The organism is Dyadobacter jiangsuensis (assembly GCF_003014695.1).
GTDB lineage: Bacteria > Bacteroidota > Bacteroidia > Cytophagales > Spirosomataceae > Dyadobacter > Dyadobacter jiangsuensis.
Genome location: NZ_PYAS01000024.1, coordinates 25,189 through 50,077, shown reverse-complemented (window position 1 = coordinate 50,077; position 24,889 = coordinate 25,189). Strand labels below are relative to the sequence as shown.

Genomic DNA, 24,889 nt, shown 5'->3' with positions numbered 1-24,889 from the left:
TTAAGAATATGTATCCCATTATATTGTTGTCGGTTTTTGGAGTAGTAACGCTATTTCTGGGCTTTTCGAAATCCAAGAACATCCTCCTGCCCTCTACCCTGCTTTTCCTGGCCCTCGCGCTGGGGACCAACTTCGTCGAATGGGGTAAAGGGCCTTTCCTGTACTTCTACGACATGCTCCGCGTCGATAATCTGACACTCGCCTTCAACGGGATCGTGCTGATTTCGGCATTCATGATCGTCGCGATTTCGGGTGGTTTTCAGGATAATGCGGATGCCGAGCCTGCTGAATATTATGGGTTGATGCTTTTCTCGCTCGTGGGAGCCATTATGATGATCGGTTTCGATCACCTGATCATGCTCTTCATTGGTGTAGAAATCCTTTCCGTAGCCATGTACGTGCTTACCGGGAGTAACAAGCGCAACCTGCGATCGAACGAAGCTGCATTGAAATACTTCCTGATGGGTGCATTCGCGACCGGCTTCATGCTTTTCGGTATGACGTTGCTGTACGGTGCAACCGGCTCGTTCCAGCTCGTCGCTATCCAGGGTTTCACATCAAATATGTCTGCCGCATCGCAATCCTACATTTTCTACGCAGGTTTGCTGCTGCTGCTGATTGGTATGCTTTTCAAAGTGTCGGCCGCACCGTTCCATTTCTGGACGCCGGATGTTTACGAAGGCGCGCCCACGATCTTCACCACTTTCATGTCGACGATCGTAAAAACGGCCGGATTTGCGGCATTGTTCCGTCTGTTGAACCATACCTTCGCTATCTACAATTTCTGGTGGATCGTGATCGCGGCCATTGCGGTGCTTACATTGCTTGTGGGCAATATCGGCGCCACCAGCCAGAACAGCTTTAAAAGAATGCTTGCCTACTCGGGTATCTCGCACGCAGGTTACCTGCTGATCGCCCTCACAGCCCTGAGCAAGCCTACTCAAAACGCTATTATCTTTTACTCACTCGCCTATTCCTTGTCGACCATCGCAGCATTTGGTGTGCTGATGCTCGTTTCTAAGGAAAAAACAATCGAAGGACAGCCCAACGAACGCTACGAAGCATTCAATGGTTTGGCAAAGCAAAACCCGTTGCTGGCTTTCGTGCTGGCGGTATCGATGCTTTCACTGGCCGGTATCCCGCTCACAGCCGGGTTCTGGGGTAAGTTCTTCATCTTTACCAGCGCCGCCGAGCGTGGTATTATGTGGATCACCGTCATCGCTGTTCTGATGTCGACCGTCGGTATTTACTACTATTTCCGTGTGATTATCTCTTCTTACTTCAAGGAAGGGGACACCGTTAAGATCCGCGTCGCGCCATTTTACCAGATTATCCTCGTACTGGCCACATTCCTGACGATCCTGTTCGGTCTCGCGCCGGGTATCTTTGAGAAATTGATTTAAGAAAACTTACCAATAATACCTTATGAAAATCGCCGTATATCCTACGGCGATTTTTTTGTTACCAACTCTCTAAACACACGTATCAAGGGTATCTGTAACAGAAAAGATATCCGTATGCAAACCAAACGACACACCTATCTGCCATTTACATTCCGGCCGGAAGACCTCCTCGGCCGCGAGCCCATCGTCCCCGACCTGCAAAATGCATTTCACCGGATTCGCCACCGCAATATCCTAATCACCGGCGCCTCGGGGACGATCGGCGGCGAGCTCGCTGCACAAGTATGCGCCTTTGCTCCGGCACGAGTGATTTTAGTTGACCAGGCTGAAACCGCTCTTTACGAACGCGATTATCAGCTGAAACAACAATTTCCCGCAACGCACATTACCTGCCTCATCGCCAATATTACCGACGCTCGGCGCATGGCTGATCTGTTTTCCAAAAATAAGATCGATATCATTTTCCATGCCGCGGCCTACAAACACGTGCCGTTCATGGAGCGACATCCCTATGAGGCCATCCAGACCAACGTCTTCGGCACCGCCATCCTTGCGGACCTGGCGGTTTCGCGAGGCGTCAGCCAATTCGTATACATTTCTACCGACAAGGCCGTTAGGCCCGCGGGCATCATGGGGGCTACGAAACGTTTCGGAGAGCTCTATTTACAATATCTCAGCCGCCAACATCAGGCCCGTACGCAATTTACTATCACCCGCTTCGGCAATGTACTAGGCTCCAATGGCTCCTTCCTGATCCGCTTTGCCCAGCAAATCCGGGAAGGCGGGCCTGTTACCGTCACCCATCCGGAAGCCGAGCGGTTCCTGATGACCGTCACGGAAGCTTGTCAGCTGGTTCTGCTGGCTGCGGCGCAAAGCAACGGAAGCGAAGTGCTGTCCTTCGACATGGGAAAACCGGTACGCATTGCCAGCGTCGCCCGGGACATGATCCGGCTTGCCGGAATGGAGCCCGACAGAGACATTCCCATTGTTTTCACAGGGCTACGAGCAGGCGAAAAGCTGACGGAAGAGTTACACACCGGTGAAAATGGATCCTCCACATTCGGGCAGCTCCGCACTGCGCCCTTTGCAAGCCCGGCGCACCGGTGCATGCGCGCATCGCTGGAAGCGCTGCAAAAAGCGCTCGACTCCGGCGAGCCTCAGCAAATGGTGAGTGTGTTAAAAATGGTGATTCCGGAATACATCAGCGCTAATTCACCTTACGAGGCCTTGGATGTTGGGCCTGGCGGAAAAGTATATTGACTGCAGACCGCGGACCACCGATGTTTGTTGGGGTTTGTCATCAATTCGCGGGGATGAGGCCGGTTGTCCGCATCCAATGCAGGCATCGGCCAAACCACTCGTCGAACGACGGTGTTTTGGGATAACCATGCTTTCCCTCCGAGTAAATATGCATATCGGCAGAAATGCCTTTTGCAAGTAAAGCCTCGTAAAAACGAATGCTATTCGACACCGGCACCACTGTGTCGTCGCCCGCGTGCGTGAGGTACGTGGGCGGTGTCGAGGCCGTTACCTGCATGTCGTTGGAAAAATAGCTGACACGCTCGGGGGAAGGCGTCATCCCCAGCAGGTTGGCCGACGAGCCTTTATGCCCGATTTTACCGTCGAAACTGATCACCGGGTAAACCAGTATCATAAAATCCGGGCGAAGGCTGGTTTTCTGAGGGTTGTCGACAAAACTGCTGTCATAATGTGTACCGGCCGTAGAAGCAAGGTGCCCCCCCGCCGAAAAACCCATAATGCCGATCTTCGCCGGGTCTATCTGCCATTCCTTTGCCTTTTCACGTACGGTTTTAATCGCTTGCTGGGCGTCCTGCAACGGACCAATGGCCTTGTCCTTCATGATCCGGTCGCTGGGTAACCGGTATTTCAGCACGAATGCCGCGATTCCCGACTTATTCAGCTCCCTGGCAACCTGGTAGCCTTCCCGATCGATTACCAGTCCGCCGTAACCGCCGCCAGGGCAAACAATGACCGCGGCACCATTACCCGTGCCAGCCGGAGGAAGGAACGCCGTCAGCGTAGGCTTCGATACGTTCCTGACAGACCCTTTCTCATTAGTTTCCTGGTTTTCTGCTTCGATGGCGTTGGGAATACGGCCCGGGTAAAGTGCTATTTCTGTCTGGGCGCTGACGGGCATCGCCAATAGCTGAGCAAGGCCTGCGGCGGCCAGGAGGCGGGATATTTTTATCATTTAATTTTTTTCTAATTCCTATTAAATATAATTTCTAGCTAAATTTCGGTTACACTGTTGACCGCCCGGCCCAGCAGAACCCTCCGCTGCGGCTAGTGCCCGGTAAACAATGGGTTAAGACGCGTTCTGGCAAAATATACCTGCGCAACGCACTCGGAAAAACCTCCCGAATGGAGCGAACAGAATTGCACCATTCTGTGTTATTCGACTAATTCTTTTAATATTAATATAATATTTACAAGAAATTCGAAACCCGTTTGTTACTTTGCCCCATTGAACAATCAAAAAAATAACTAGTTTTGTAGAGTATCCTAATCATGCACTAGTTTCTTTGATAAGTTATAAATCGTCTTAAATCCACAAAAGAATGAAATATACAGTACATGCAGAGGACAGGTTTCAGTTTATCGACGAGGGAAAGGGCGAAACATTACTGCTTTTGCATGGCCTTTTCGGTGCATTAAGTAACTGGGACGGTATTATCGACCATTTTTCAGACCGTTACAGGGTCGTTATCCCATTGCTTCCGATTTACTCGCTTCCACCGCGTGAAGCCGGGCTGGAAGCATTGCTTGCCTTTCTGGAAGACTTTGTTTCGTTTAAAAACCTCACCAACGTTACGGCCATCGGCAATTCGCTGGGCGGCCACATCGGTTTGCTTTATACCCTGAAAAACCAGGAGAATGTGCAGCGACTGGTATTGACCGGCAGCTCGGGCCTCTTCGAAAACTCGATGGGCGGCTCGTTCCCGAAACGTGGAAGTTATGATTATATCAAGGAACGGGTAGCTTATACTTTCTACGACCCGGAAGTGGCGACCAAGGAGCTGATCGACGAGGTGTTCGAAACAACCTCGAGCATTCCGAAATGTATGAGCATCGTGGGAATTGCGAAATCCGCTCAGCGGCACAATCTCGCCAAGGATCTGCACCAGATCACGGTTCCTACCCTGCTCGTTTGGGGCCTCAACGATACCATCACGCCTCCACATGTAGGTTACGAGTTCAATCGCCTGATAGCCAATTCTGAATTGTACTTTATCGATAAATGCTGCCATGCACCGATGATGGAGCATCCGCACGAATTCAACGTGATCCTGGAAAGCTTCCTCGAAAAAGATGTGTCGGTTCCAATGGCATAAAACCCGGGAATTCCGGGAAAATTTCTTTTGTTACGATAGTTGATCCATATATTGTTTTTTTATAGCTTCGGAAAATGACGTTCTGACCCATGCTCGCAGCCAATCTGATAAATCCAATGATCCCCGTACTGAAACCGAACGATTCGGTGGGTACGGCTTTGGACTGGATGGATGAGTTTGGCGTAAAGCAACTGGTCATCGCCGATTCCGGCATCTATCAGGGGATCGTTTCCGAAGATATCCTCTTCGATATTACGGACATTTCCGAACAGCTTTCGAAAGTCATTATCCAGCATAAAGACATTTTCGCTACGGAGGATCAGCATCCTTACGAGCTGTTCCGGCTGGTCAACCAATTTGGCCTTCTCATCATCCCTGTCCTGCATGAAGACCGGACGTTTGCCGGCAGCATTCTGGTAAACGACCTCGTAGAGCATTTTGTGAATGAGCTGGGCGTGCAGGAAAAAGGCGCGGTGATTGTCCTGAAAATTGCAGAAAGAAGCTACTCGCTTTCGGAAATAAGCCGGTTGATAGAATCCAATGGCGTCAAGATTCTGAGCAGCTATTATTCCTCGGGAGAGGTTTACAATCCTACCAACGAGGCCCGGTTGACATTGAAGCTGAACCGGACCCATATTACCTCCATTATTGCCACGCTGGAACGCTTCGGCTACGAAATCGAAGAAGCGCATGCCAACGATCCGATCGAAAGCCTCGATCAGGAGCGTCTTGATATGCTTTTACGCTATCTGGCAACCTAGCATCCTACGCCTTCAAATGTGCATGCGGCTTTTGAATCGCACCATTTGTCGTGTATCTTTCGGCTGAAACCACAAGTTTTATTTTTCCTTCATGAAAATCGCCATTCACGGACGCAACTTTAATGAGTCCGCAAGGCCGTTCATTGAAAATATGTTCGATGAACTGGCGCGCAGAAAAGTTGAAGTCCAGCTTTCAAAGTCTTTCAGGACATTTTTGGACCAGGCCGGCATTTCGCATTATTCCGAACTGGTTTATGAGAAGCCTGAAGAACTTTTCGACCCACGCCTGATCGTAAGCATGGGTGGCGACGGCACACTGCTTGAAACCATTTCACACGTAGGCAAGCGCCAGACGCCGGCAATCGGTATCAACGTGGGCCGCCTCGGTTTCCTGGCAACGGTATCGCCGGAACGCATTACCGACATGATCGCCGCGCTCGAAAACAGCCAGTTTCGCATCGACGAGCGTACGCTGGTGGAAGTAGAGTCCAACATCGATCTTTTCGACGGCCTGAACTTCGGTTTGAACGATTTCACGATCACCAAGACCGATACGTCGTCGATGATCACCGTGCATACTTACCTGAACGACGAGTTTCTGAACTCCTACTGGGCCGACGGACTCATTGTATCAACGCCGACCGGTTCTACCGGCTATTCGCTAAGTTGCGGCGGTCCGGTACTCATGCCGCATTCACAGAATTTCATCGTTACCCCCATCAGCCCGCATAACCTGAACGTGCGCCCATTGGTGGTGGAAGACACTGCCGTAATCCGCCTCGAAGTAAAAAGCCGCAGCAGCAACTTTCTCGTCTCGCTCGACGCCCGATCACGCATTGTGGATGAGAACACGCAGCTGCTCGTGCGCAAGGCCGGGTTCATCGCGCGGCTGATCAAGATGAAAGACGACAGTTTTTTGAATACATTGAGAAGCAAACTATCGTGGGGGCTCGATATGCGAAACTAGGCCCCATAAATTTTCATTTCTGACACCCTATGCGCCTTACGTACCACACTTTTGACCTTCAACTCAAACATACCTTCACGATCGCGCACGACTCGCGCGATGTCCAGCAAACGCTGATCGTCCAGCTCAGCGACGGCACCCATTCCGGCTTTGGTGAAGCGACTTCCAACCCGTATTACGGTATAACGATCGGCAATATGATCGGGACGCTGGATATGGTGAAAGATATTGTTGAAAAAGGAAAATATGCATCGGCAGAAGAACTCTGGACAATGGTGCACCCGCTTCTTCGGGACAATTCTTTCGCACAATGTGCATTGGACGAAGCTGCACAGGATTATTTTGCCAAAAAGAAAGGCCAGAAACTTTACGAAAGCTGGGGTTTGTCGCCTGATCACATCCCGATGACCAACTTTACGATCGGTATCGATACCGTGGAGAAAATGGTCGCTAAAATGAGGGAGCTACCCTGGCCGATTTACAAGATCAAGCTCGGTACCAATGAAGACCTGCGCATTGTACAGGAATTAAGGAAAAACACCGACGCACTTTTCCGCGTCGATGCCAACTGTGGCTGGACAGCAGAAAAAACCATTGAAATAGCCCCTCAATTGGCCGCGCTAGGCGTCGAATTCATCGAGCAACCGCTACCTGCGGACGATATCGAAGGAATGAAAAAGGTATTTGCTTCAAATGCATTGCCCGTCATCGCGGACGAAAGCTGTATTGTCGAGGAGGATGTCCAGCAATGTCATGGCCTGTTTCACGGTATTAACGTAAAACTGACCAAATGCGGCGGGCCTACCGCTGCATTACGGATGATCGCGGAAGCACGGTCGTTAGGGATGAAAACGATGGTCGGCTGCATGACCGAGACGAGCGTAGGCATTTCGGCCATAGCGCATTTGCTTCCGCTGCTCGATTACGTAGATATGGACGGCTCCCTGCTTATCCGCAACGACCCCGCAACCGGCGTTACCTTCGATTTCGGCAAGGTGATTTATGCCGGGGGCAATGGTACCGGCGCCGCATTGAAACCCGAATTCTTATAGGTTAGGCTGTGAGCATCTACCACACCAGCAAACTTCCCGGCAGGACCGTCACAACTACCGACGGGCGAGAATTCTTATGGTTCAGCGGTACGGATTACCTAGGCATGGGACACAACGAAGACCTTCGTAGGTATATCCATTCAGCTACGGAAACTTTCGGAACGCATTATGGGAGTTCCAGAAACAATAGTCTGAGGCTCGGTATTTATGACGAAGCGGAACTGCAACTATGTGACTTTCTGCAAACTGAATCCGCACTAGTTGTGTCGTCAGGCATGTGGGCCGGGCAATTACTGATGAAAGTGATTGAAAACATCTCCCAACGAGATCCCGATATTACCAGGATCATTTACCATTACGCTCCCGGCGTACATCCGGCGCTTTGGGGCAATGCATTTCATCGAAACAATGGCGATTGGAGCGAATGGGCCATGCAAACCGTTCGAAAAATTAACGCGACCGAGCCGGACGTTGCTCATATCATCTGCACCGATGCCGTAGGCTCACCAATCGTACGCGCATTTGATTTTACACTTTTCAATGCCATTCAAAATCCCGTTAACGCCTGGTTTGTGATCGACGAATCGCATTCACTGGGCGTCATCGGAGCAAATGGAAATGGCGTTGTTGAATGCATCGATTCCGGACTTTTAGATAACACCATTTTCGTTTCATCCCTGAACAAGGCGCTGGGTATACCCGCAGGTGCCATTTGGGGTTCGGAAAGCGTGGTTGAAACAGTGCGAAAATCACCCTGGTACGCGGGCGCGTCCCCGCCTGCCCCTGCGTACATGCATGCGATGAAAATGCTTTTGGAACAAGATAAATACGAAATCGCACGCGTGGCGCTATTGGATAATATCGCTTATTTCAATCGTATTGTCGAAAGCATCGGATTGTTCGACTTCATTCCAGGTTACCCGGTATTCTGCTCTTCCAACCCCGCACTGTTTAATCATTTGCTGGCAAACGGCATTATGGCCTCCTGCTTCCCGTACCCTTCGCCAGCCGACGCGCCCGTTACCCGCATTGCAATCAGTAGCTTGCACCAAAAAGAAGACCTCGACCGGTTGGCCGAGGTCTGTAAGCAGTTTATCGCTTAATATCTTTGTTTAAATCAATCTTCGGTTGTCGTTCCGCCCAGTTTCGCGAGACGTTTTTCTTCTGCCAACTTTTCACGCTCCACCTTCGCAGAAACCATAATACTAAGCTCATAAAGCAGGAACAATGGAATCGCAACGAGTACCTGGCTGTAAATATCAGGCGAAGGCGTAATAATCGCCGCTACGATCAGAATCACGATCATCGAGTGCTTGCGATATTCCCTCATAAAAGAAGGTGTAAGTACTCCTATTTTTGACAAAACATATACCACAATCGGCAACTGGAACGCCACACCGCAAGCCAGTGTAAGCGTCGCTACAAGCGAAATGTAGGACGCGAGACTGAATTCGTTGATGATTGAAGGATCAAGTGTATAATTCGCAAGGAAGTTGATCGCTAGCGGGCTTACCACGTAGTAACCAAAAAGGACTCCGGAGAAGAACAGGAATGTCACATAAAACACCGCGCCCCGTGCCGATTTGCGCTCGGATGGCTTCAATCCAGGTTTTATGAAGCGCCAGATCTCCCAAAATGCGTAAGGAAACGCGAATACCAAACCTGCGATCACAGACGAAGTCATACTCATCGTGAATGCATCGCCCATTCCAATGAGTTGCAATTTGAAATTCAGCGACTTTACACACAAATCTTCGTAACCCGTAATTTCAGAAAGCTTACATAACATTCGGTAAGTCCAGAACTCAGGCCTAGAAGGCGCTACAATCACATAATGGTAGATTTCCTGAATATAAATGAAGGCAATAATGGCAAATACCAGAATCGAAGCACCCGCGCGGATAACATGCCATCTTAGTTCTTCGAGATGCGATAGAAACGACATCTCTTTGCCTTCTCCTTCCTCTTCTTCGTTATCAAAATCCTGATCCAGGGACATATTTTAAATTATTACTAGAACTCAATCTAAGTGAAAAGCTGAAATTACTTAAAAAACCCGTCGAAGTGATCCGACGGGTTTTTTATTCATGCGTTCTGGATCAAATTAATCCATTACAAAAGGATAATCGCTTTCAACGTACACGTCGGTGTAAGCCTCTTTCGGATCCGGCCACTCCGATTCCTCGGCGAATTGCACGGATTCCGCAACGATTTCTTTTACTTTTTTATCGATGTTTTCGAGATCCTCTTCGGTAGCAATCTTGTTTTCGAGGATCACCGCGCGGATCTGCTCGATCGGGTCACGGTGTTTGTATTCTTCTACCTCCTCTTTCGAACGGTATTTCTGAGGATCGGACATGGAGTGTCCCCGGTAGCGGTAAGTACGGAATTCAAGGAAAGTAGGTCCGTCGCCTTTACGTGCACGCTCCGCAGCGCGGGAAACCGCTTCGTGGATCGCCTCAACACTCATACCGTCAACTGGCTCGGAAGGAATATCATATGCCTCGCCAAGGGTGTAAAGCTCAGTAACGTTGGAAGTACGCGCTACGGAAGTTCCCATTGCATAGCCGTTGTTTTCAACGACGAAAATCACAGGCAATTTCCAGCTCATCGCCATGTTCAGCGTTTCGTGGAATGAACCCTGGCGAATCGCTCCGTCACCGAAGTAGCAGATACACAGGTTATCGGTTTTATTGTATTTCTCAGCGAATGCGATACCTGCGCCGAGAGGAATCTGGCCGCCTACGATACCATGGCCTCCGATGAAACCCACTTCTTTGTCAAAAATGTGCATAGAACCACCCTTACCTTTGGTAGTACCGGTTTTTTTGCCGTAAAGCTCAGCCATGATCGCATTTGGACTGGTACCCAATGCGAGTGGAATACCGTGGTCACGATAGGCGGTAATGTACTTGTCGCCTTTTTTCAGGGCACTCACCGCGCCGGAAGAACAAGCTTCCTGGCCGATATACAGGTGACAAAAACCACGAATCTTCTGTTGACCGTACAACTGGCCCGATTTTTCTTCAAAACGGCGTTGTAAAAGCATATTCTCGAACCAGAACATGTATTGCTCCTTCGGATGCTGTAACTTTTTGGGGGCTGATGCTTTCTTTTTCTCAGTAACGGTGGCCATGTATTTGGTTCTCGTTTATAAAGACAGAACTTTGTCTTAAAGTTATGGTATGAACAGAGTCTGTTTTGCCGTACTCACGCAATGATGTGCGAAAATAAGCATAAACTAAATAACAAAGAAGTTCATGTGGCTAGAAAAGCTCCGTCTTACCTACTTTAAAAGCTATGAGGAGAAGGCCTTCACTTTTGGAAAACATGTGAACTGTATCGTGGGAGAGAACGGCAGCGGCAAAACCAACCTGCTCGACGCAATCTATTTCCTGACCCTTACGAAGAGCGCATTTCATAATCAGGACGCCCTCGGCATTCGTCATACCGCCGACTTTTTCCTGATCGACGGCGTTTTCAACGAGTACGACAAGCACATCCAGATCACTTGCAGCCTGCAACGCGGCCAGCGGAAGGTATTCATGGCCGATAAGAAGCATTACGAGCGCCTGAGCGACCATATCGGCCTCTTTCCGGTGGTACTCATCGCCCCGGACGACACCGATCTTATCCGCGACGGCAGCGAGGAACGCCGTCGCTTTTTTGATGGCGTACTGGGCCAGGCCGTTCCCGGTTACCTCGGCGATTTCCTGCATTACAACAAGATCCTCACCCAGCGCAACGGTCTTTTAAAACTGTTCGCAGAAAGAAATTACCTCGACGAAGACCTGCTCGAAACCTACAATGAACCGCTGATCGTCCTCTCGCAACGCATTCACGAGCACCGCGCGACCTTCATGCAAAAGTTCATCCCGCTGTTCTGCAAATACTACGAGTTCCTCAGCAGCGGGCACGAAAAAGTGGATGTAATCTACGAAAGCGAAGTCGCCACCCCCGATTTCCCGGCCGAATTCCGCCGTAACCGCAGCCGCGACCTGCATGCGCAGCGTACGGGCAAAGGCGTGCATAAGGATGAATATGTATTCGAAATCGATGGGGTCACGCTCAAAAAATTCGGCTCGCAAGGTCAGCAAAAGTCGTTTCTCATCGCGTTGAAACTCGCGCAATTCGAACTACTAAAAGAAGAAAAAGGCAAAACGCCCATTTTGCTCCTGGACGATATTTTCGACAAGCTCGACGACCGGCGCATTCACAAACTTATTGAGCTGATCGATACCGGCTTTCTGGCCCAGGTGTTCATTACCGACGCGCGGCCGGAACGTTCGCAAAGGATTCTAGAGCATGTGAAGGCAGATGTGCGGTTTTTTGAGATTGAGAAGGTGTTGAAGGGCTAACCGCTAGCGACGCTTCGACGAATGCGTTATATTCATAATCAGGACGGTATTTTCAAACACCGTGTAAGCCAAACGGTACTTATTATGAAGTAGCAGTTTCCTCATAGAAGGGATCATTTCGTCCGCCGTGCCGATGAAGGGGTAACGCTCCAACCTTTGCAAGCTGGCTTGAAGACTGTCTGTAAACCTTTCGGCACTTCGATCACCGCCGACATCATAAAGATAACTTATAATATCAGTGTAATCTTTCTTTGCGAGCGGACTCCATTTTATCTCGTATACCACGCCTGATTTCGTTAAACACCTCTTCATTCGAGTAAAGAGGACCTGTTTCGGCTGAGCGTAGAGATTCGTTGAGTTTTTCTAAAAATTCAGGAGAATGCGTATCTCCTGCATATGCTTCCTGCTCGGCAAATGCACGGATAGTAAGCAGCAAGTCATGCAAGCGATCGTCACTGACCTCGTTCACAAGCTGCATTAATTCTGCTTTTATTTCTCGACGATTAGACATGAGCTGTTACGATTGACATGTAACCTTTCTGTGAATTTACAAATTCAAAACAAAAAATCCAGGCCAAACAGACCTGGATTTTCAAGCGGTATGCATTAATAATCAACCGCATTAAACATATTTAGGATCCAGCTCCTTGGCTTGCGCCACGAATTCCTTCACTTTCTGTTCATCATCTTTTTTGCAGATCAGCAACACTCCGTCGAATTCCGCAACGATGAAACCATCGAGGCCGTTAACGACTACCAGCTTGTCTTTCGGCGTTTTGATGATCGAATTCGTGGTATTATGCAGGATCATATTCCCGTCTGTTACGTTCAGATTTTCATCCTTCTCCGAAACTTCATACATCGACTTCCACGTTCCCAGGTCCGACCAGCCGAAACTTGCTAACACGACGTGTACGTTTTCGGCCTTTTCCATAATACCATTGTCGATAGAAATACTGCCGCAATGCTGGTAAGCACGCTGAATGAACGAATCCTCCGAATCGAGGTAATAATGCTCGACTCCGCCCTGGAAAATTTCAGCAATATCAGGCTGAAACTGGGCCAGCGCCTTTTTGAATGCATTGACGTTCCAGACAAAAATACCTGCATTCCACACAAAATCACCGCTATCCAGGAACTGCAACGCCAATTCCAGATGGGGTTTTTCGGTAAATGACTTTACTTTTTTGACTGTCAGCTTATCCGGTATATACTGGATGTAGCCATAACCCGTGTCGGGGCGAGTGGGCTGGATACCAAGTGTGATCAGAATATCTTCATTGCGGGTAGCGCCCAATGCCACCTTGATCGTATCCTTGAAAACCTCTTCTTTCAGGATAATATGGTCTGCAGGTGCTACCACAACATTCGCGTTCGGGTTGCGGGCCGCGATTTTGTAGCATGCATAAGCGATGCAAGGTGCGGTGTTCCGGCGATGCGGTTCCAGGAGGATCTGGTCGTCGGTCAGTTCGGGAATCTGCTGTTTGATCAGTTCCTTGTATTCCTGACTCGTTACTATATAAATGTTTTCAATAGGGCAAACGCCGTCGAACCGGTCGACAGTTTGCTGCAACAGCGTCCTTCCTGTGCCAAGCACATCATGGAATTGCTTCGGGAAATCCGTCCGGCTGAACGGCCAAAAACGGGTTCCTACGCCGCCTGCCATGATTATCACATAAGTGTCCTGCATCTGTGTTGTGTAAGGTATGTTTGTTATAACGTTAAATAAAATCCCTCAAAACTAATGATAAAGAGTCAGTATGCTTAATCCGGGCATCGGAAAAGTCCTGGAAAGTTAGTTCATGGCTCAGATAGCTGTCTTTCGTCACTACATTAAATTTTCTTTCACAGCGTCGAACTATTTGGCTTTCGATGCTACGTATTTTTGCTTTATAAATACCCAAAGAAAAAATTGGATATTATGTAAACAAAATCTATTTCTTAGTAACTTGTTACAGACATCAACCCACTAATCAACCATGATCCGAACTTCTGCATCCCTCAGAAATCTGCTTTTCTTGCTTCTCGCATTGTTGTTTTGCCAACAATCTTTCGCACAGATTAGTTTGACCGGCAAGGTCACCGAATCGGTTACCCAGGAACCTCTGGCCGGCGTCAGCATTCGTATACAGGGTAAAGTGGCTGGTACGATCACCGACACGAAAGGTGAATTTTCGCTCAGTACCACATCAAATCCGCCATTTTTCATCATTGTCAGTTCAGTAGGTTTTCAAACCCAGGAAATTGCGGTCACCGCGAGCATGTCCAACCTGGACATCAAAATGGTAGAGCAACCCGTGCTGGGGAAAGAAATCGTAGTTTCCGCCTCCCGTGTGGAGGAAAGTGTGATGAAATCGCCGGTAGCCGTTGAAAAACTCGATATCCGGGGCATTCGCGATACGCCGGCCACCAATTTTTACGACGCGTTGGCGAATTTGAAAGGTATCGACATGACGACGCAGGGTGTTTTGTTCAAATCCATCAACATGCGCGGCTTCGGTGCGACGGGCAACCCGCGTACCGTTCAGATGATCGACGGTATGGACAACCAGGCACCCGGGCTCAATTTTCCGCTCGATAATATCATTGGTATGTCGGAGCTCGATGTCGAGAGCGTGGAGGTGCTTCCCGGCGCGGCATCGGCGCTGTACGGACCCAATGCGGTAAACGGCTTGGTATTAATGAACAGCAAAAGTCCATTCCTCTACCAGGGACTGAGTGCAAACCTCAAAGGCGGTATTATGCACGAAAAGAACCGCTCCAAAGCGACTACACCATTTGCCGAGGCCACCATACGTTATGCAAAGGCATTCAATAACAAGTTCGCATTCAAGGTAAATCTATCCTACATCCAGGCGAAGGACTGGGAGGCTACCAATTATACGAACCTGAACGTAGGCGGTAATGCCGATCCGGGTCGCGGAAAAGGCACCGACCTGGACTATGACGGGACTAATGTATATGGCGATGAAATCCAGACCAATATCAACGCGGTAGCGAAAGCAATGGTCGCAGCCGGGCAATTACCCGAGGCAGGTGCAGCCTTCGTTCCAAACGCGTTTGTAAGCCGCACAGGATTCCGTGAAAAAGACCTTGTAGATTATAATACAAAGAGTTTTAAGGCCAATGCCGCACTACATTATCGACTAAATGAAAAAATAGAAGCCATCGCGCAGGTTAATTACGGCTATGGAACAACCGTTTATACCGGTACAGGCCGCTATTCGCTGCGGGATTTCAATCTGACACAAGCCAAGCTGGAACTACGAGCCGACAATTTCACGGTAAGAGCCTACACCACGCAGGAACGTTCCGGCAAATCGTACCTTACAGGACTTGCAGCCGTTTCCATGCTGGGTGAGATTAAACCCAACAATGTCTGGTTCGGCGAGTACGTGGGTGCATTCGTAGGCGCACGTGCACGGGGTACAACGGAGGAAGAAGCGCATTTGATCGGCAGACAGGCCGCCGACCGCGATATGCCGCAGCCGGGCAGCGCAACTTTTAACCAATTGTTGGATAAATACCGGAATATGCCGATCGTAAACGGTGGGGGCGGTTTTGCGGACAAAACCAATATGTACCACGCCGAAGGTTTTTATAATTTCAAAAACCAGATCCGCTTCCTGGAACTGATCGCGGGGGCCAACTATCGCCTTTACACGCTCCGCTCGGCCGGGACGTTATTTGCCGATACCAAAGAGGGCCGCGACGGCACGATACCTATTAATGAATGGGGTGCATTTGTACAGGCCGGTAAAAACCTGCTTTCCGACCATTTAAAACTGACCGGCTCGATCCGCTATGATAAAAACGAGAACTTCGACGGCCAGTTCACACCCCGGGTGTCGGCGGTTACCACATTTGGCGAGCATAATATACGCCTCTCCTACCAAACCGGCTTCCGCATTCCCACCACCCAGAACCAGTACATCGACCTTCGTACGCCATCCGGAACGCTGGTAGGCGGCCTGCCTGAGTTTGATTCACGCTACAACCTGTCGAGCGGCATTCTCCGGCAAAACCTTTCCGAAGCTGCGGTGACCGCGGTAGTACAAAGTGACCCATCGGTGGTACAGAGCGCCCAGCAATATGCTACGGTGGTCGTGACCCAGCAGGCTACCGCTGCCATTACGCAGCAGGTCACCACGGCGGTGACCGCGCAGGTTAATGCGGGAGTTGCGGCAGGAACCATTCCCAATGACCCGGCAGTGATCCAGGCGGCCATTAAGACGGGCGTCAATCAGACGCTTCCGGGCGTACTTTCGGCACAGTTGCCGGGTATTCTCGCAACGCAGGTACCGGCATTGGTACCCGACCTGGCGAAGGCCTATGCGCTGGGAAAATTGCCTAAGTACCAGCCGGTGAAACTGAAACCCGAACGCATTGCTTCTTACGAGATTGGTTACAAAGGCATTATCGCGAAAAAGCTCTTCATAGATGCCTATTACTATATCAGCAAATATAAAAACCTCATTGGCGGAACGGTGATCGTGGTACCGACGGCCGCCGCCGCGCCGGGCCTGCCGATTGAATCAGGCATTGGGGTGGGTAGCTACCAGGGGTACGCGCGGACCGTTAATACAACCGAGACGATTACCACGCGCGGCTTCGCGATCGGGCTGAATTATGCATTGCCGAAAGGGTTCAATATCGGCGGGAATGTCGCGAACAATGAGTTGAAAGATTTTACACCGTCGCCGGAAGTGCAGTATTCGCAATTCAATACACCCAAATACCGGTATAATGTGAGCCTCGGCCGCCGCATTACGAGCTCCAACACGTGGGGATTCAATGTCGTTTACCGCTACCAGCAGGCATTTACTTGGGAATCGAGCTTTGTGGTCCCTACCACCACCGATGTACCGGTATTCTCGAACACGAGGGTTCCGGCGATCAGCAACCTCGATGCGCAGGTTAGCTGGAAGGTGCCGGCGATCAAATCGATTATCAAGCTGGGTGGTACGAACCTGTTCGGGAAATCGTACTTCCAGTCATACGGCAGCCCGAACGTGGGTAGCACGTACTATGTGTCCATTATGTTTGATGAATTACTGAACTGAGGATCGGAGAAGCTATTTCTCCCCAAAAGCCAGGTCGCCGGCATCGCCGAGGCCTGGCACTATATAATATTGTTCGTTCAGCTTCTGATCCACGGCGCCCAGCCAGAGGCGGCATTGCGGGATCCTCTGTTGCAGGTACTGAACGCCTTCGGGGCTGGCGATAACGGAGGCAATATGGGTTTGCGCAGGAATGCCGAAGCGAAGCAATGCATGGTAAACTTTTTCCATGGAACGGCCGGTTGCCAGCATCGGGTCGATCATCACGAGGATTTTACCCGTCAGATCGGGGCTGGTGATGTAATCCATTTCAACCGTAAACTCCTCCTCTGCATTAATGTGGTGCCCCCTGTAAGCCCCGATGAATGCATTATCGGCCTTATCGAAAATATTCAGGAAGCCCTGGTGGAATGGCAACCCGGCTCGCAGAATGGTAGCCAGCACGATGGGCTGCAACATCGACCGGCACGGTGCGGTACCGAGCGGCGTTTCTACTTTCTCCGTTTTGAAAGTGAGCGTTTTGGACATTTCATAAGCCAGCAACTCACCTACCCGTTCCATATTCCGGCGAAACCGCATCCGGTCTTTCTGACAATTTACGTCACGCAATTCGGCCAGATAATGATCTGCTATGGAAGGTTTTTGGGAAAGTAAAAACATGGGAGTGACAGTTTTTTAGACTACTCCATGCAAGATAATACAAATTCATTGACGTAATTTGGAACACCATTTCTAAAAATTACGTGCAAAAGCTCCAATTGCGGTCGTAGTAGATTTTTGTTGCCTATGTATCAAGGAATTATCCGGCATTTTAAATTACTGTTTTTAACACTGGTATCCTCGGCTTACGTACACGCACAAAGTGCTTTCGTTCCGCTAAACGACGACTATTATCATCTCATCGATCGTCTGGAAATCAAAAGGGGTAAATTTTCCGAAGGTTTTCACTTCAATGCCAAGCCGTTCGAACGCAAAGCGGTAGTGGCGCTTACCGACTCCATATTAAAAGAAGGAACCGTTGACCTCACCGACCGCGACTGGGAAACGATCGATTACATGCGCGAAGACAGTTGGGAATGGACGAAGGGAATGATCTCCACCGATTCGGCCAAATACAATAAGCTCGCCCGGCTGGGCTGGTTTAAATCGCCGCCGCCGGGGCAGAAACGCAAGTTTTTCAACCACCCTGCCGATCTGTACAGCATTCACAACAAAGACTTCGACCTGCATTTCAATTTTACTACCACCAATTTCATCGGAAAAGACAACAGCTACGACACCACGTCGCATCAGACGCTATGGTTTACCGGCCGGGGCGTGGAGATTCGCGGGATGATCAATGATAAGCTGGGTTTTTACACATTCGTTTCCGACAACCAGGGCAGGTTCCCACGCTATGTGAATGCATTTGCGCCCAAATACAGCTTTCCAGGCGAAGGTTTGGCGAAGGCAACGCGCAACCACGGCAACGACTTCCTTTCGGCCCGCGGCTACATTACTTTCCGCCCGCTGAAAGCCGTCAATGTGAAATTCGGTCACGACTACAACACATTTGGCAGCGGTTACCGCTCACTGATCCTTTCCGACAACAGCAGTCCGTATTTGTTTTTAAGATTAGACACCCAGCTGGGCCGGTTCCATTATACCAACCTCTGGACCAGCATGATCGACGGTGCGGAAGATGGTTTCTCGGAGTTTTTGAGAAAAAAGAAATTCGCGGCTATTCACCATTTGAGTGTTAACCTGACCGACAAAATCAATTTCGGGGTATTCGAAGCCGAAGTTTTCAACCGCGATTCCGTAGGCGGCGGTTACGACCTCAATTATCTCAACCCGATTATCTTCTACCGTTATGTGGAATCCTACATCGGTAGCCAGGATAATGCATTGCTCGGTTTCGATTTCCGCTGGCTCGTAGGCAAAACCGCTTCCATTTACAGCCAGTTTGTGCTCGACGAGTTTCTGACCAAATACCTTTTCAACGGCAGCGGATCCTGGACCAACAAGTACAGCTTCCAGCTCGGCGCCAAATATGTGGATGCATTTGGTATACCCAATCTCGACTTGCAGGCAGAATACAACGTCGTACGCCCCTACACGTACTCACACAAGGACGGCGGGCGCAATTACATGCATTACGGGCAGGCGCTCGCACACCCGCTGGGAGCGAACTTCCGGGAGTATTTAGGCATTGTACGCTACAAAGCCACGCCGAGGCTGTCGATTTACGGTACCGTGATGTCGGCCATGCAGGGTAAAGATCCTTCTGACAAGCCTTTGATGAACTACGGAGGCGATATTTCGAAAAGTTACGAAACCCGGCACATAGACCGAGAAGGGGAAAGCGAAGTGAATCAAAAAATAGGTCAGGGCATCAAAGCAACTACATTGTTTACAGACTTGCGCCTGTCGTACTCGCTGGCCCACAACCTGTTCCTCGACGGCCGCTACCTGATGCGAAAAGTGACCTCGCAGGACGCGAAGGTGGCTACCAACTCCAACATTTTTTCGATTGCCATCCGCTATAATATGGCGTACCGGCAACAAACCTACTGATTTTAATTTCTACTAAAATGGAAACTGACCCTCACGAACTCCGGAATCTTCTCAGGCTTGCATTGCTGGAAGATATCGGTGATGGAGATCATTCATCCCTCGCCAGCGTTCCCGAAAATGCGACCAAACGCGCCAAGCTATTGGTGAAGCAGGACGGCGTGCTCGCGGGTGTGGAAGTGGCGCAGATTATATTCGATGAGACCGCAAAATATTACGGTTACCCCCTTCCGAAAATTGATGTGTTACTTTTTGACGGTTCCGTCGTATCAACAGGAGACATTGTTTTTACGGTAGAAGGAAACGCACGTCTGATCCTGAAAGCCGAGCGGCTGGTGCTGAACATTATGCAGCGCATGAGCGGTATCGCCACTTATGCCCGGCAGATGTCGGATCTGATCAAGGATTTGCCTGTAAAACTGCTCGATACCCGCAAAACGACCCCGAATTTCAGGCTGTTTGAGAAAATGGCGGTGAAAATCGGCGGCGCGGTGAACCACCGGATGGGCCTTTACGACATGATTATGTTGAAGGACAACCACGTGGATTACGCAGGCGGCATTGAAGCGGCGATTACCGGGGCCAACAAATACCTGAAAGAAACCGGCCGGAAGCTGAAAATCGAGATCGAAACGCGAAACCTTGCCGAGGTGGACGAAGTGCTGCGCGTCGGCCAGGTCGATATTATCATGCTTGATAACTTCTCGCTGGACGACCTCCGGGAAGCGGTGAAGCGGATCGGCGATCGATACGAGACGGAGGCTTCGGGCAACATTACCGAAAAAACATTACGCGCAGTGGCCGAAACCGGTGTGGATGGAATTTCCAGCGGTGCGCTCACGCACCAGGCGCGAAGTCTGGATTTAAGTCTGAAAGCCTTCTAACCTTTTCATTCATATCAAAAGCGTATGCTGAGATCGATGAAAACCACATACGCTTTTGATCTTCAAGGGTTTCCTGCCGGCTACTCCTGTGGGTAACCGCATTGCTCGGCATTTGCATTCCATTCCTTTCCGTTGCCCAGGGGCCTCCCCGGCCTGATATCGACATCAACCAGTTTATCTCGGAGCTTTTCCCCATACCTCCCGACGATTCGGAAGACCTTTACGAGGCACTTTTGCAGCTCTATGCGAATCCGCTCGACCTCAACGTCGCCACACCCGACGACCTTGCTGCTACATCTATTTTAAGTGAAGAACAGCTCCGTGCATTCTTTGACTATCGCGCAAAAGCCGGCGCGCTGCTCTCACTTTATGAATTACAGGCTATTCCCGGCTTCGATATCTACACCATTCGCAGGCTATTGCCTTTTGTGACGATCACCACCAAATCCGTTTCGATGAAGGATGCATTGAAAAACCCCGGACAGCATTTTCTGATGTTTCGTTCAGCTAAGTTAATGGAGCGACAGAAGGGTTTTGCACCGCTGGATTCGACCTCAAACTCCACTGCCCGCTACCAGGGGCCACCATTCAATGGTTACCTTCGTTACCGCAATGCACGAAGCGGCGCTTACAGCTTCGGGATCACACTGGAAAAAGATGCAGGCGAAGAATTATGGCTCTGGAATCCGCGCAGGCAGATTTTTGGTATTGATTACACTTCATTTCACGCTCAAATCCTCAACCGGGGAAGGCTTAAAAACCTGACCATCGGCGACTTTCAAATGCAGGCCGGGCAAGGCATGATTACCGGTGCAGGGTTTTCGCTGGGTAAAGGCTCGGAGGTAATCCGAACGGTTTACAGAAGCACAACCGGCCTCAAACCTTACACTTCCGCTACCGAAGCCAACTTTTTCCGGGGCGTTGCAGCGACGTGGAGCATTACCACACACACCGACGTGACCATTTTAATCTCCAAAACAAAACGCGACGCGACCCAGGAACCGGACAGCATTCATTCCGGCATCACCACCTCGCTACCCGTTACCGGCTACCACCGCACGCCTTCGGAAATTGAAAAGCACAATATCCTGCGCGAACAGAATATCGGCATGCATTTACTGCACAAGTTGCCTTCACAAAAAGGTCAAATCGGGCTGACGGTGCTTCATACCGGCTATGATTCTTTTATCCAAAAGCGCGATTTGCCTTATAACCGGTATGAATTTTCTGGCAAGCACAATCTGGTCGCGGGTTTGCACGGCGATTACCGCTGGCATAACATGCATTTTTTCACTGAAACCGCTATTTCAAAAAGTGGCGGAACGGGTGCTATCGGCGGAATGATCGTAAGCGTTGGCAAAAAGCTCGATGTTTCGGTCATGGCCCGGCATTATGCACGTAACTTTCACACGTTTTACGGAAACCCTATCGGCGAGGCTACACGGCCTATTAATGAGCGGGGGGCTTACACTGGCATCCGCTGGTCGCCGTCACGAAAGTGGCAATGGAGCGCCTATTTCGACTATTTCCGGTTTCCGTGGCTGAAATATCAGATCGATAAACCTTCCAGCGGATTCGACTATTTCCTGCATTTGCTATGGAAACCTTCGAAGCGGTCAAATGCCTATCTTCTATTTCATGAGAAGCATAAACAGGTTAATGATCCTGTGGCAGAAGACAATAATCCATCGTTGATCCGATCTATTAAACGGACAGCTATGTTCAATATCGATTACGAAATTCCGCTCAAATGTGCGTTCCGGACGCGGCTGCAATATGGTGGTTTAAAAAATCAGCATTCCAAAGGCTCCAACGGCTTCACAATCGTACAGGACGTGACCTGGCATTTTTCAAAACTGGAAATCAGCGGCCGCGCAGCATTTTTCAAAACCGACGATTACGACAGCCGGCAATATGTGTATGAGAAAGATATGCTCTACGCATTCTCGATTCCGGCCTATTACAACACCGGTACGCGGCATTATTTAATGCTGCGCTATACCATTTCAAAACAGCTCAAAATATGGCTCCGATGGTCGCAAACGCGGTATTCGGACATTGAAAAAATCAGTTCAGGACTCAACGAAATTAACGGTAACAAGCGAAGCGAGGCCAAAGTACAGGTGATGTATCAGTTTTGAAGCCGTACTTTTGCAGCGCGAAAGGAAATTCTTTTGAAGTAAATACCATTAATCAGTACATCATGTCCATTAACAAACTTGAAGCATTAAAGAAATATTTCGGATACGACTCCTTTCGCCCTCAGCAATCCGAAATCATCGACACCATCATGGCCAACCGCGATTGCATGGTGCTGATGCCCACGGGCGGTGGCAAATCTGTTTGTTTCCAGATTCCGGCTGTGCTCCGGGAGGGGCTTACTGTTGTAATCTCCCCGCTGATCGCCCTCATGAAAGACCAGGTAGAGGCGTTGCGCGGGAACGGCATTACCGCTGCTTTCCTCAACTCCACCATCTCAGGCGCCGAGCAGGACCAGATCATGTGGCAAATCAAGCTGGGTGAACTGAAACTGCTCTACATCGCTCCGGAACGGCTTTTTGCAGGAAATACATTCGATTTGCTGCGCGAATGGAACGTGCAGCTTTTCGCCATCGATGAGTCGCACTGTATTTCGTCCTGGGGACACGATTTCCGACCGGAATACCGCCAGCTGAACCTGCTGAAACTACGCTTCCCCGACGTCCCGATCGTAGCACTCACCGCTACCGCTGATCGCGTCACGCGCCGGGATATTTTGAAACAGCTCAATATCGAGCACGCCGAAACATTCATTTCCAGCTTCGACAGGCCCAATCTGAGCCTCAATGTATTGCCCGGAAGAAAGCGCATCGAACAGATCCAGCGCTTTATCAACAAGCACGACGGCCAGCCGGGCATTATTTATTGCCTCAGCCGGAAAGGTACCGAAACCGTTGCGGCCAGTCTGCAAAAAGCAGGTTTCCGCGTCGCGTACTACCACGCAGGCATGACGGGCGACAAGCGCTCGCAGGTGCAGGAGAATTTTTTGAGGGATGATATTCAAGTCATCGTCGCCACCATCGCATTCGGGATGGGGATCGACAAATCAAATGTGCGCTGGGTAATCCACTACAACTTACCTTCCAACGTAGAGAGCTTTTACCAGGAAATCGGGCGGGCAGGCCGTGATGGCGCGAGTGCGGATACGGTCCTTTTTTACAGCTATATGGACATTATCACCCGGCAGGATATGATCAACAATTCGGACCAGTCGGCTGAGCAAAAAGAATTGCTCCATGCCAAGCTGAACCGCATGAAGCAATACGCCGAAGCCGATATTTGCCGCCGCCGCATTCTTCTGAGCTACTTTAATGAGCCGGTGGACCACGACTGCGGCAATTGCGACGTGTGCCGTAATCCGCGTACCCGCTTCGACGCGACCATTATCGCACAAAAAGCGCTTTCGGGCATCGCACGCACGGAGCAAAAGGTGGCTATGGGTATGCTCATCGACATTCTGCGGGGCAGCCGCAACCGGAATATCCTGCAACACGGCTACGAAAGGCTTCCTACGTTCGGTGTTGGCCACGAGCTGCGCGGCGACGAATGGTCGGAATACCTGGGCCAAATGCTCAATTCCGGTGTGATGGATATCGCTTATGATGAGGCACATTCATTCAAACTAAACCCGGTAAGCTGGCAGGTTCTGAAAGGCGAGCGGCAAATCGAACTCGTGAAATTCATCCCGCTCGCAGAACGGAAAGCGAAGGAAGAAGAACTCGTACCAAAGGAAAAACCCAAGCAGGAAATCATCCGCGACGCCCTTTTCGAACGCCTCCGTCAGCTTCGCAAACAGCTGGCCGACACCCTCGGTGTGCCACCCTACGTTGTTTTCAGCGACGCCTCCCTTTCTGAAATGGCGCAGAAAAAGCCTATTTCCGAAGCGCAAATGAAAGCCGTATCCGGCGTGGGCGCCGAGAAGTTCCGTCGCTATGGCGAAGCATTCATCAACGAAATCCTCAACTTCGCCCGCGAGAACAATGCACCCGGCACGCGCATCGTGAAAGGAATGACGTTCGTCGAGACCTATGATCTTTACAAGGAGGGTTACTCCGTCAAAGTGATTGCGGAAAAGCGTAACCTTAACCCCGTGACTATCATTTCGCATTTGGTAAAACTGAAAGAAGACGGTCATGGCGTAGATCTGAAATCACTCATCGAACCGGCAGCATACCAAACCATCGTCGCGGCAGCAGAAGAAATTCACATCGGAAAAAATGATCCGTTGAAGCCGCTGTTCGAATTGCTGAACGAGCGGTACGATTACGGGCAGATCCGGCTGGCGTTGGCGATTTGGGAGGAGGAGCGTCAATTTCAGTGAACGAGGTTTTTGGGTAATCTGTTTAGTTAGTGTAATTTAGCCAATACTGTTTCATGAATTACATGCTTCACCCCTTTTCAAATTCAGAGATTGACAAGCTAGGCAATGCGGTTGTTTACCTTGCCGAACGGATTAGGC

Annotated in this window: 20 protein-coding genes; 13 read left to right on the top strand and 7 right to left on the bottom strand. The window is 50.0% G+C overall.

Translation table 11 applies throughout. From position 1 onward, the window contains the following. The first annotated feature begins 8 nt into the window (after positions 1-8). Together CLV60_RS31685 and CLV60_RS31680 are read left to right on the top strand one after the other, a co-directional pair. Positions 9-1,403, top strand: coding sequence for an NADH-quinone oxidoreductase subunit N (locus CLV60_RS31685; RefSeq protein WP_106599415.1), 1,395 nt, complete (start codon positions 9-11; stop codon positions 1,401-1,403). A gap of 114 nt (positions 1,404-1,517) precedes the next feature. Further along, entirely contained in the window at positions 1,518-2,663 is a 1,146-nt protein-coding gene (locus CLV60_RS31680; protein WP_106599414.1) for an SDR family NAD(P)-dependent oxidoreductase, read from the top strand. Between the two features lie 40 nt (positions 2,664-2,703). On the opposite strand, the gene CLV60_RS31675 is transcribed toward CLV60_RS31680, so the two are convergent. After that, positions 2,704-3,615 carry an alpha/beta hydrolase gene (locus CLV60_RS31675; protein ID WP_106599413.1) on the bottom strand — a complete coding sequence of 304 codons (912 nt, stop codon included), beginning with the start codon at positions 3,613-3,615 and terminating at the stop codon, positions 2,704-2,706. Positions 3,616-3,982: 367 nt separating this feature from the next. Between CLV60_RS31675 and CLV60_RS31670 the strand changes: the two genes are divergently transcribed. The 5 genes from CLV60_RS31670 (at position 3,983) to CLV60_RS31650 (ending at position 8,639) form a co-directional block, all read left to right on the top strand. Then, positions 3,983-4,756, top strand: a complete 774-nt coding sequence (locus tag CLV60_RS31670; protein WP_106599412.1) for an alpha/beta fold hydrolase — start codon at positions 3,983-3,985, stop codon at positions 4,754-4,756. An 89-nt stretch (positions 4,757-4,845) separates the two neighbouring features. Further along, entirely contained in the window at positions 4,846-5,517 is a 672-nt protein-coding gene (locus CLV60_RS31665; RefSeq protein ID WP_106599411.1) for a CBS domain-containing protein, read from the top strand. A gap of 91 nt (positions 5,518-5,608) precedes the next feature. Continuing rightward, complete coding sequence (locus CLV60_RS31660) at positions 5,609-6,484, top strand: NAD kinase (RefSeq protein WP_106599410.1); 876 nt, start codon at positions 5,609-5,611, stop codon at positions 6,482-6,484. A 29-nt stretch (positions 6,485-6,513) separates the two neighbouring features. Continuing rightward, positions 6,514-7,536 (top strand): dipeptide epimerase, encoded by a 1,023-nt coding sequence (locus CLV60_RS31655; RefSeq protein ID WP_106599409.1) that lies wholly within the window; start codon positions 6,514-6,516, stop codon positions 7,534-7,536. Positions 7,537-7,544: 8 nt separating this feature from the next. Further along, complete coding sequence (locus tag CLV60_RS31650; RefSeq protein WP_106599408.1) at positions 7,545-8,639, top strand: pyridoxal phosphate-dependent aminotransferase family protein; 1,095 nt, start codon at positions 7,545-7,547, stop codon at positions 8,637-8,639. Between the two features lie 14 nt (positions 8,640-8,653). Here CLV60_RS31650 and tatC read toward each other — a convergent pair whose 3' ends face one another. Both tatC and pdhA read right to left on the bottom strand, forming a co-directional pair. Next, on the bottom strand, positions 8,654-9,535 hold the full coding sequence (gene tatC, locus CLV60_RS31645; protein WP_106599407.1) for a twin-arginine translocase subunit TatC: 882 nt from the start codon (positions 9,533-9,535) through the stop codon (positions 8,654-8,656). 105 nt (positions 9,536-9,640) lie between these two features. Further along, positions 9,641-10,672: a pyruvate dehydrogenase (acetyl-transferring) E1 component subunit alpha gene (pdhA, locus tag CLV60_RS31640; protein WP_106599406.1), complete on the bottom strand. Its 1,032-nt coding sequence runs from the start codon at positions 10,670-10,672 to the stop codon at positions 9,641-9,643. A 124-nt stretch (positions 10,673-10,796) separates the two neighbouring features. Between pdhA and recF the strand changes: the two genes are divergently transcribed. Continuing rightward, positions 10,797-11,894: a DNA replication/repair protein RecF gene (gene recF / locus CLV60_RS31635; RefSeq protein ID WP_106599405.1), complete on the top strand. Its 1,098-nt coding sequence runs from the start codon at positions 10,797-10,799 to the stop codon at positions 11,892-11,894. A 3-nt stretch (positions 11,895-11,897) separates the two neighbouring features. Here recF and CLV60_RS35110 read toward each other — a convergent pair whose 3' ends face one another. The 3 genes from CLV60_RS35110 to CLV60_RS31625 form a co-directional block, all read right to left on the bottom strand. Further along, a complete protein-coding gene (locus CLV60_RS35110; RefSeq protein ID WP_106599404.1) occupies positions 11,898-12,206 on the bottom strand; it encodes a type II toxin-antitoxin system RelE/ParE family toxin in 309 nt (102 codons plus the stop codon). Beyond that, the gene (locus CLV60_RS34415; RefSeq protein ID WP_170118920.1) at positions 12,130-12,405 is read right to left on the bottom strand and encodes a hypothetical protein; all 276 of its coding nucleotides are present in this window, start codon (positions 12,403-12,405) and stop codon (positions 12,130-12,132) included. The genes CLV60_RS35110 and CLV60_RS34415 overlap by 77 nt, the downstream gene beginning before the upstream one ends. A gap of 111 nt (positions 12,406-12,516) precedes the next feature. After that, entirely contained in the window at positions 12,517-13,584 is a 1,068-nt protein-coding gene (locus tag CLV60_RS31625) for a mannose-1-phosphate guanylyltransferase (protein WP_106599403.1), read from the bottom strand. A 289-nt stretch (positions 13,585-13,873) separates the two neighbouring features. Here CLV60_RS31625 and CLV60_RS31620 point away from each other — a divergent pair, with 289 nt between their 5' ends. After that, a complete protein-coding gene (locus CLV60_RS31620; RefSeq protein ID WP_106599402.1) occupies positions 13,874-16,957 on the top strand; it encodes a carboxypeptidase-like regulatory domain-containing protein in 3,084 nt (1,027 codons plus the stop codon). Between the two features lie 12 nt (positions 16,958-16,969). On the opposite strand, the gene upp is transcribed toward CLV60_RS31620, so the two are convergent. Beyond that, positions 16,970-17,614 carry a uracil phosphoribosyltransferase gene (gene upp, locus CLV60_RS31615; RefSeq protein WP_106599401.1) on the bottom strand — a complete coding sequence of 215 codons (645 nt, stop codon included), beginning with the start codon at positions 17,612-17,614 and terminating at the stop codon, positions 16,970-16,972. Between the two features lie 126 nt (positions 17,615-17,740). Between upp and CLV60_RS31610 the strand changes: the two genes are divergently transcribed. The 4 genes from CLV60_RS31610 (at position 17,741) to recQ (ending at position 24,751) form a co-directional block, all read left to right on the top strand. Then, a complete protein-coding gene (locus tag CLV60_RS31610) occupies positions 17,741-19,510 on the top strand; it encodes a capsule assembly Wzi family protein (RefSeq protein WP_106599400.1) in 1,770 nt (589 codons plus the stop codon). Between the two features lie 17 nt (positions 19,511-19,527). Next, positions 19,528-20,391, top strand: coding sequence for a carboxylating nicotinate-nucleotide diphosphorylase (gene nadC, locus CLV60_RS31605; RefSeq protein ID WP_106599399.1), 864 nt, complete (start codon positions 19,528-19,530; stop codon positions 20,389-20,391). Between the two features lie 101 nt (positions 20,392-20,492). Next, positions 20,493-22,532 (top strand): ComEA family DNA-binding protein, encoded by a 2,040-nt coding sequence (locus tag CLV60_RS31600; protein ID WP_229211222.1) that lies wholly within the window; start codon positions 20,493-20,495, stop codon positions 22,530-22,532. 62 nt (positions 22,533-22,594) lie between these two features. Next, positions 22,595-24,751 (top strand): DNA helicase RecQ, encoded by a 2,157-nt coding sequence (recQ, locus tag CLV60_RS31595; RefSeq protein WP_106599441.1) that lies wholly within the window; start codon positions 22,595-22,597, stop codon positions 24,749-24,751. The last annotated feature ends 138 nt before the right edge of the window (positions 24,752-24,889 follow it).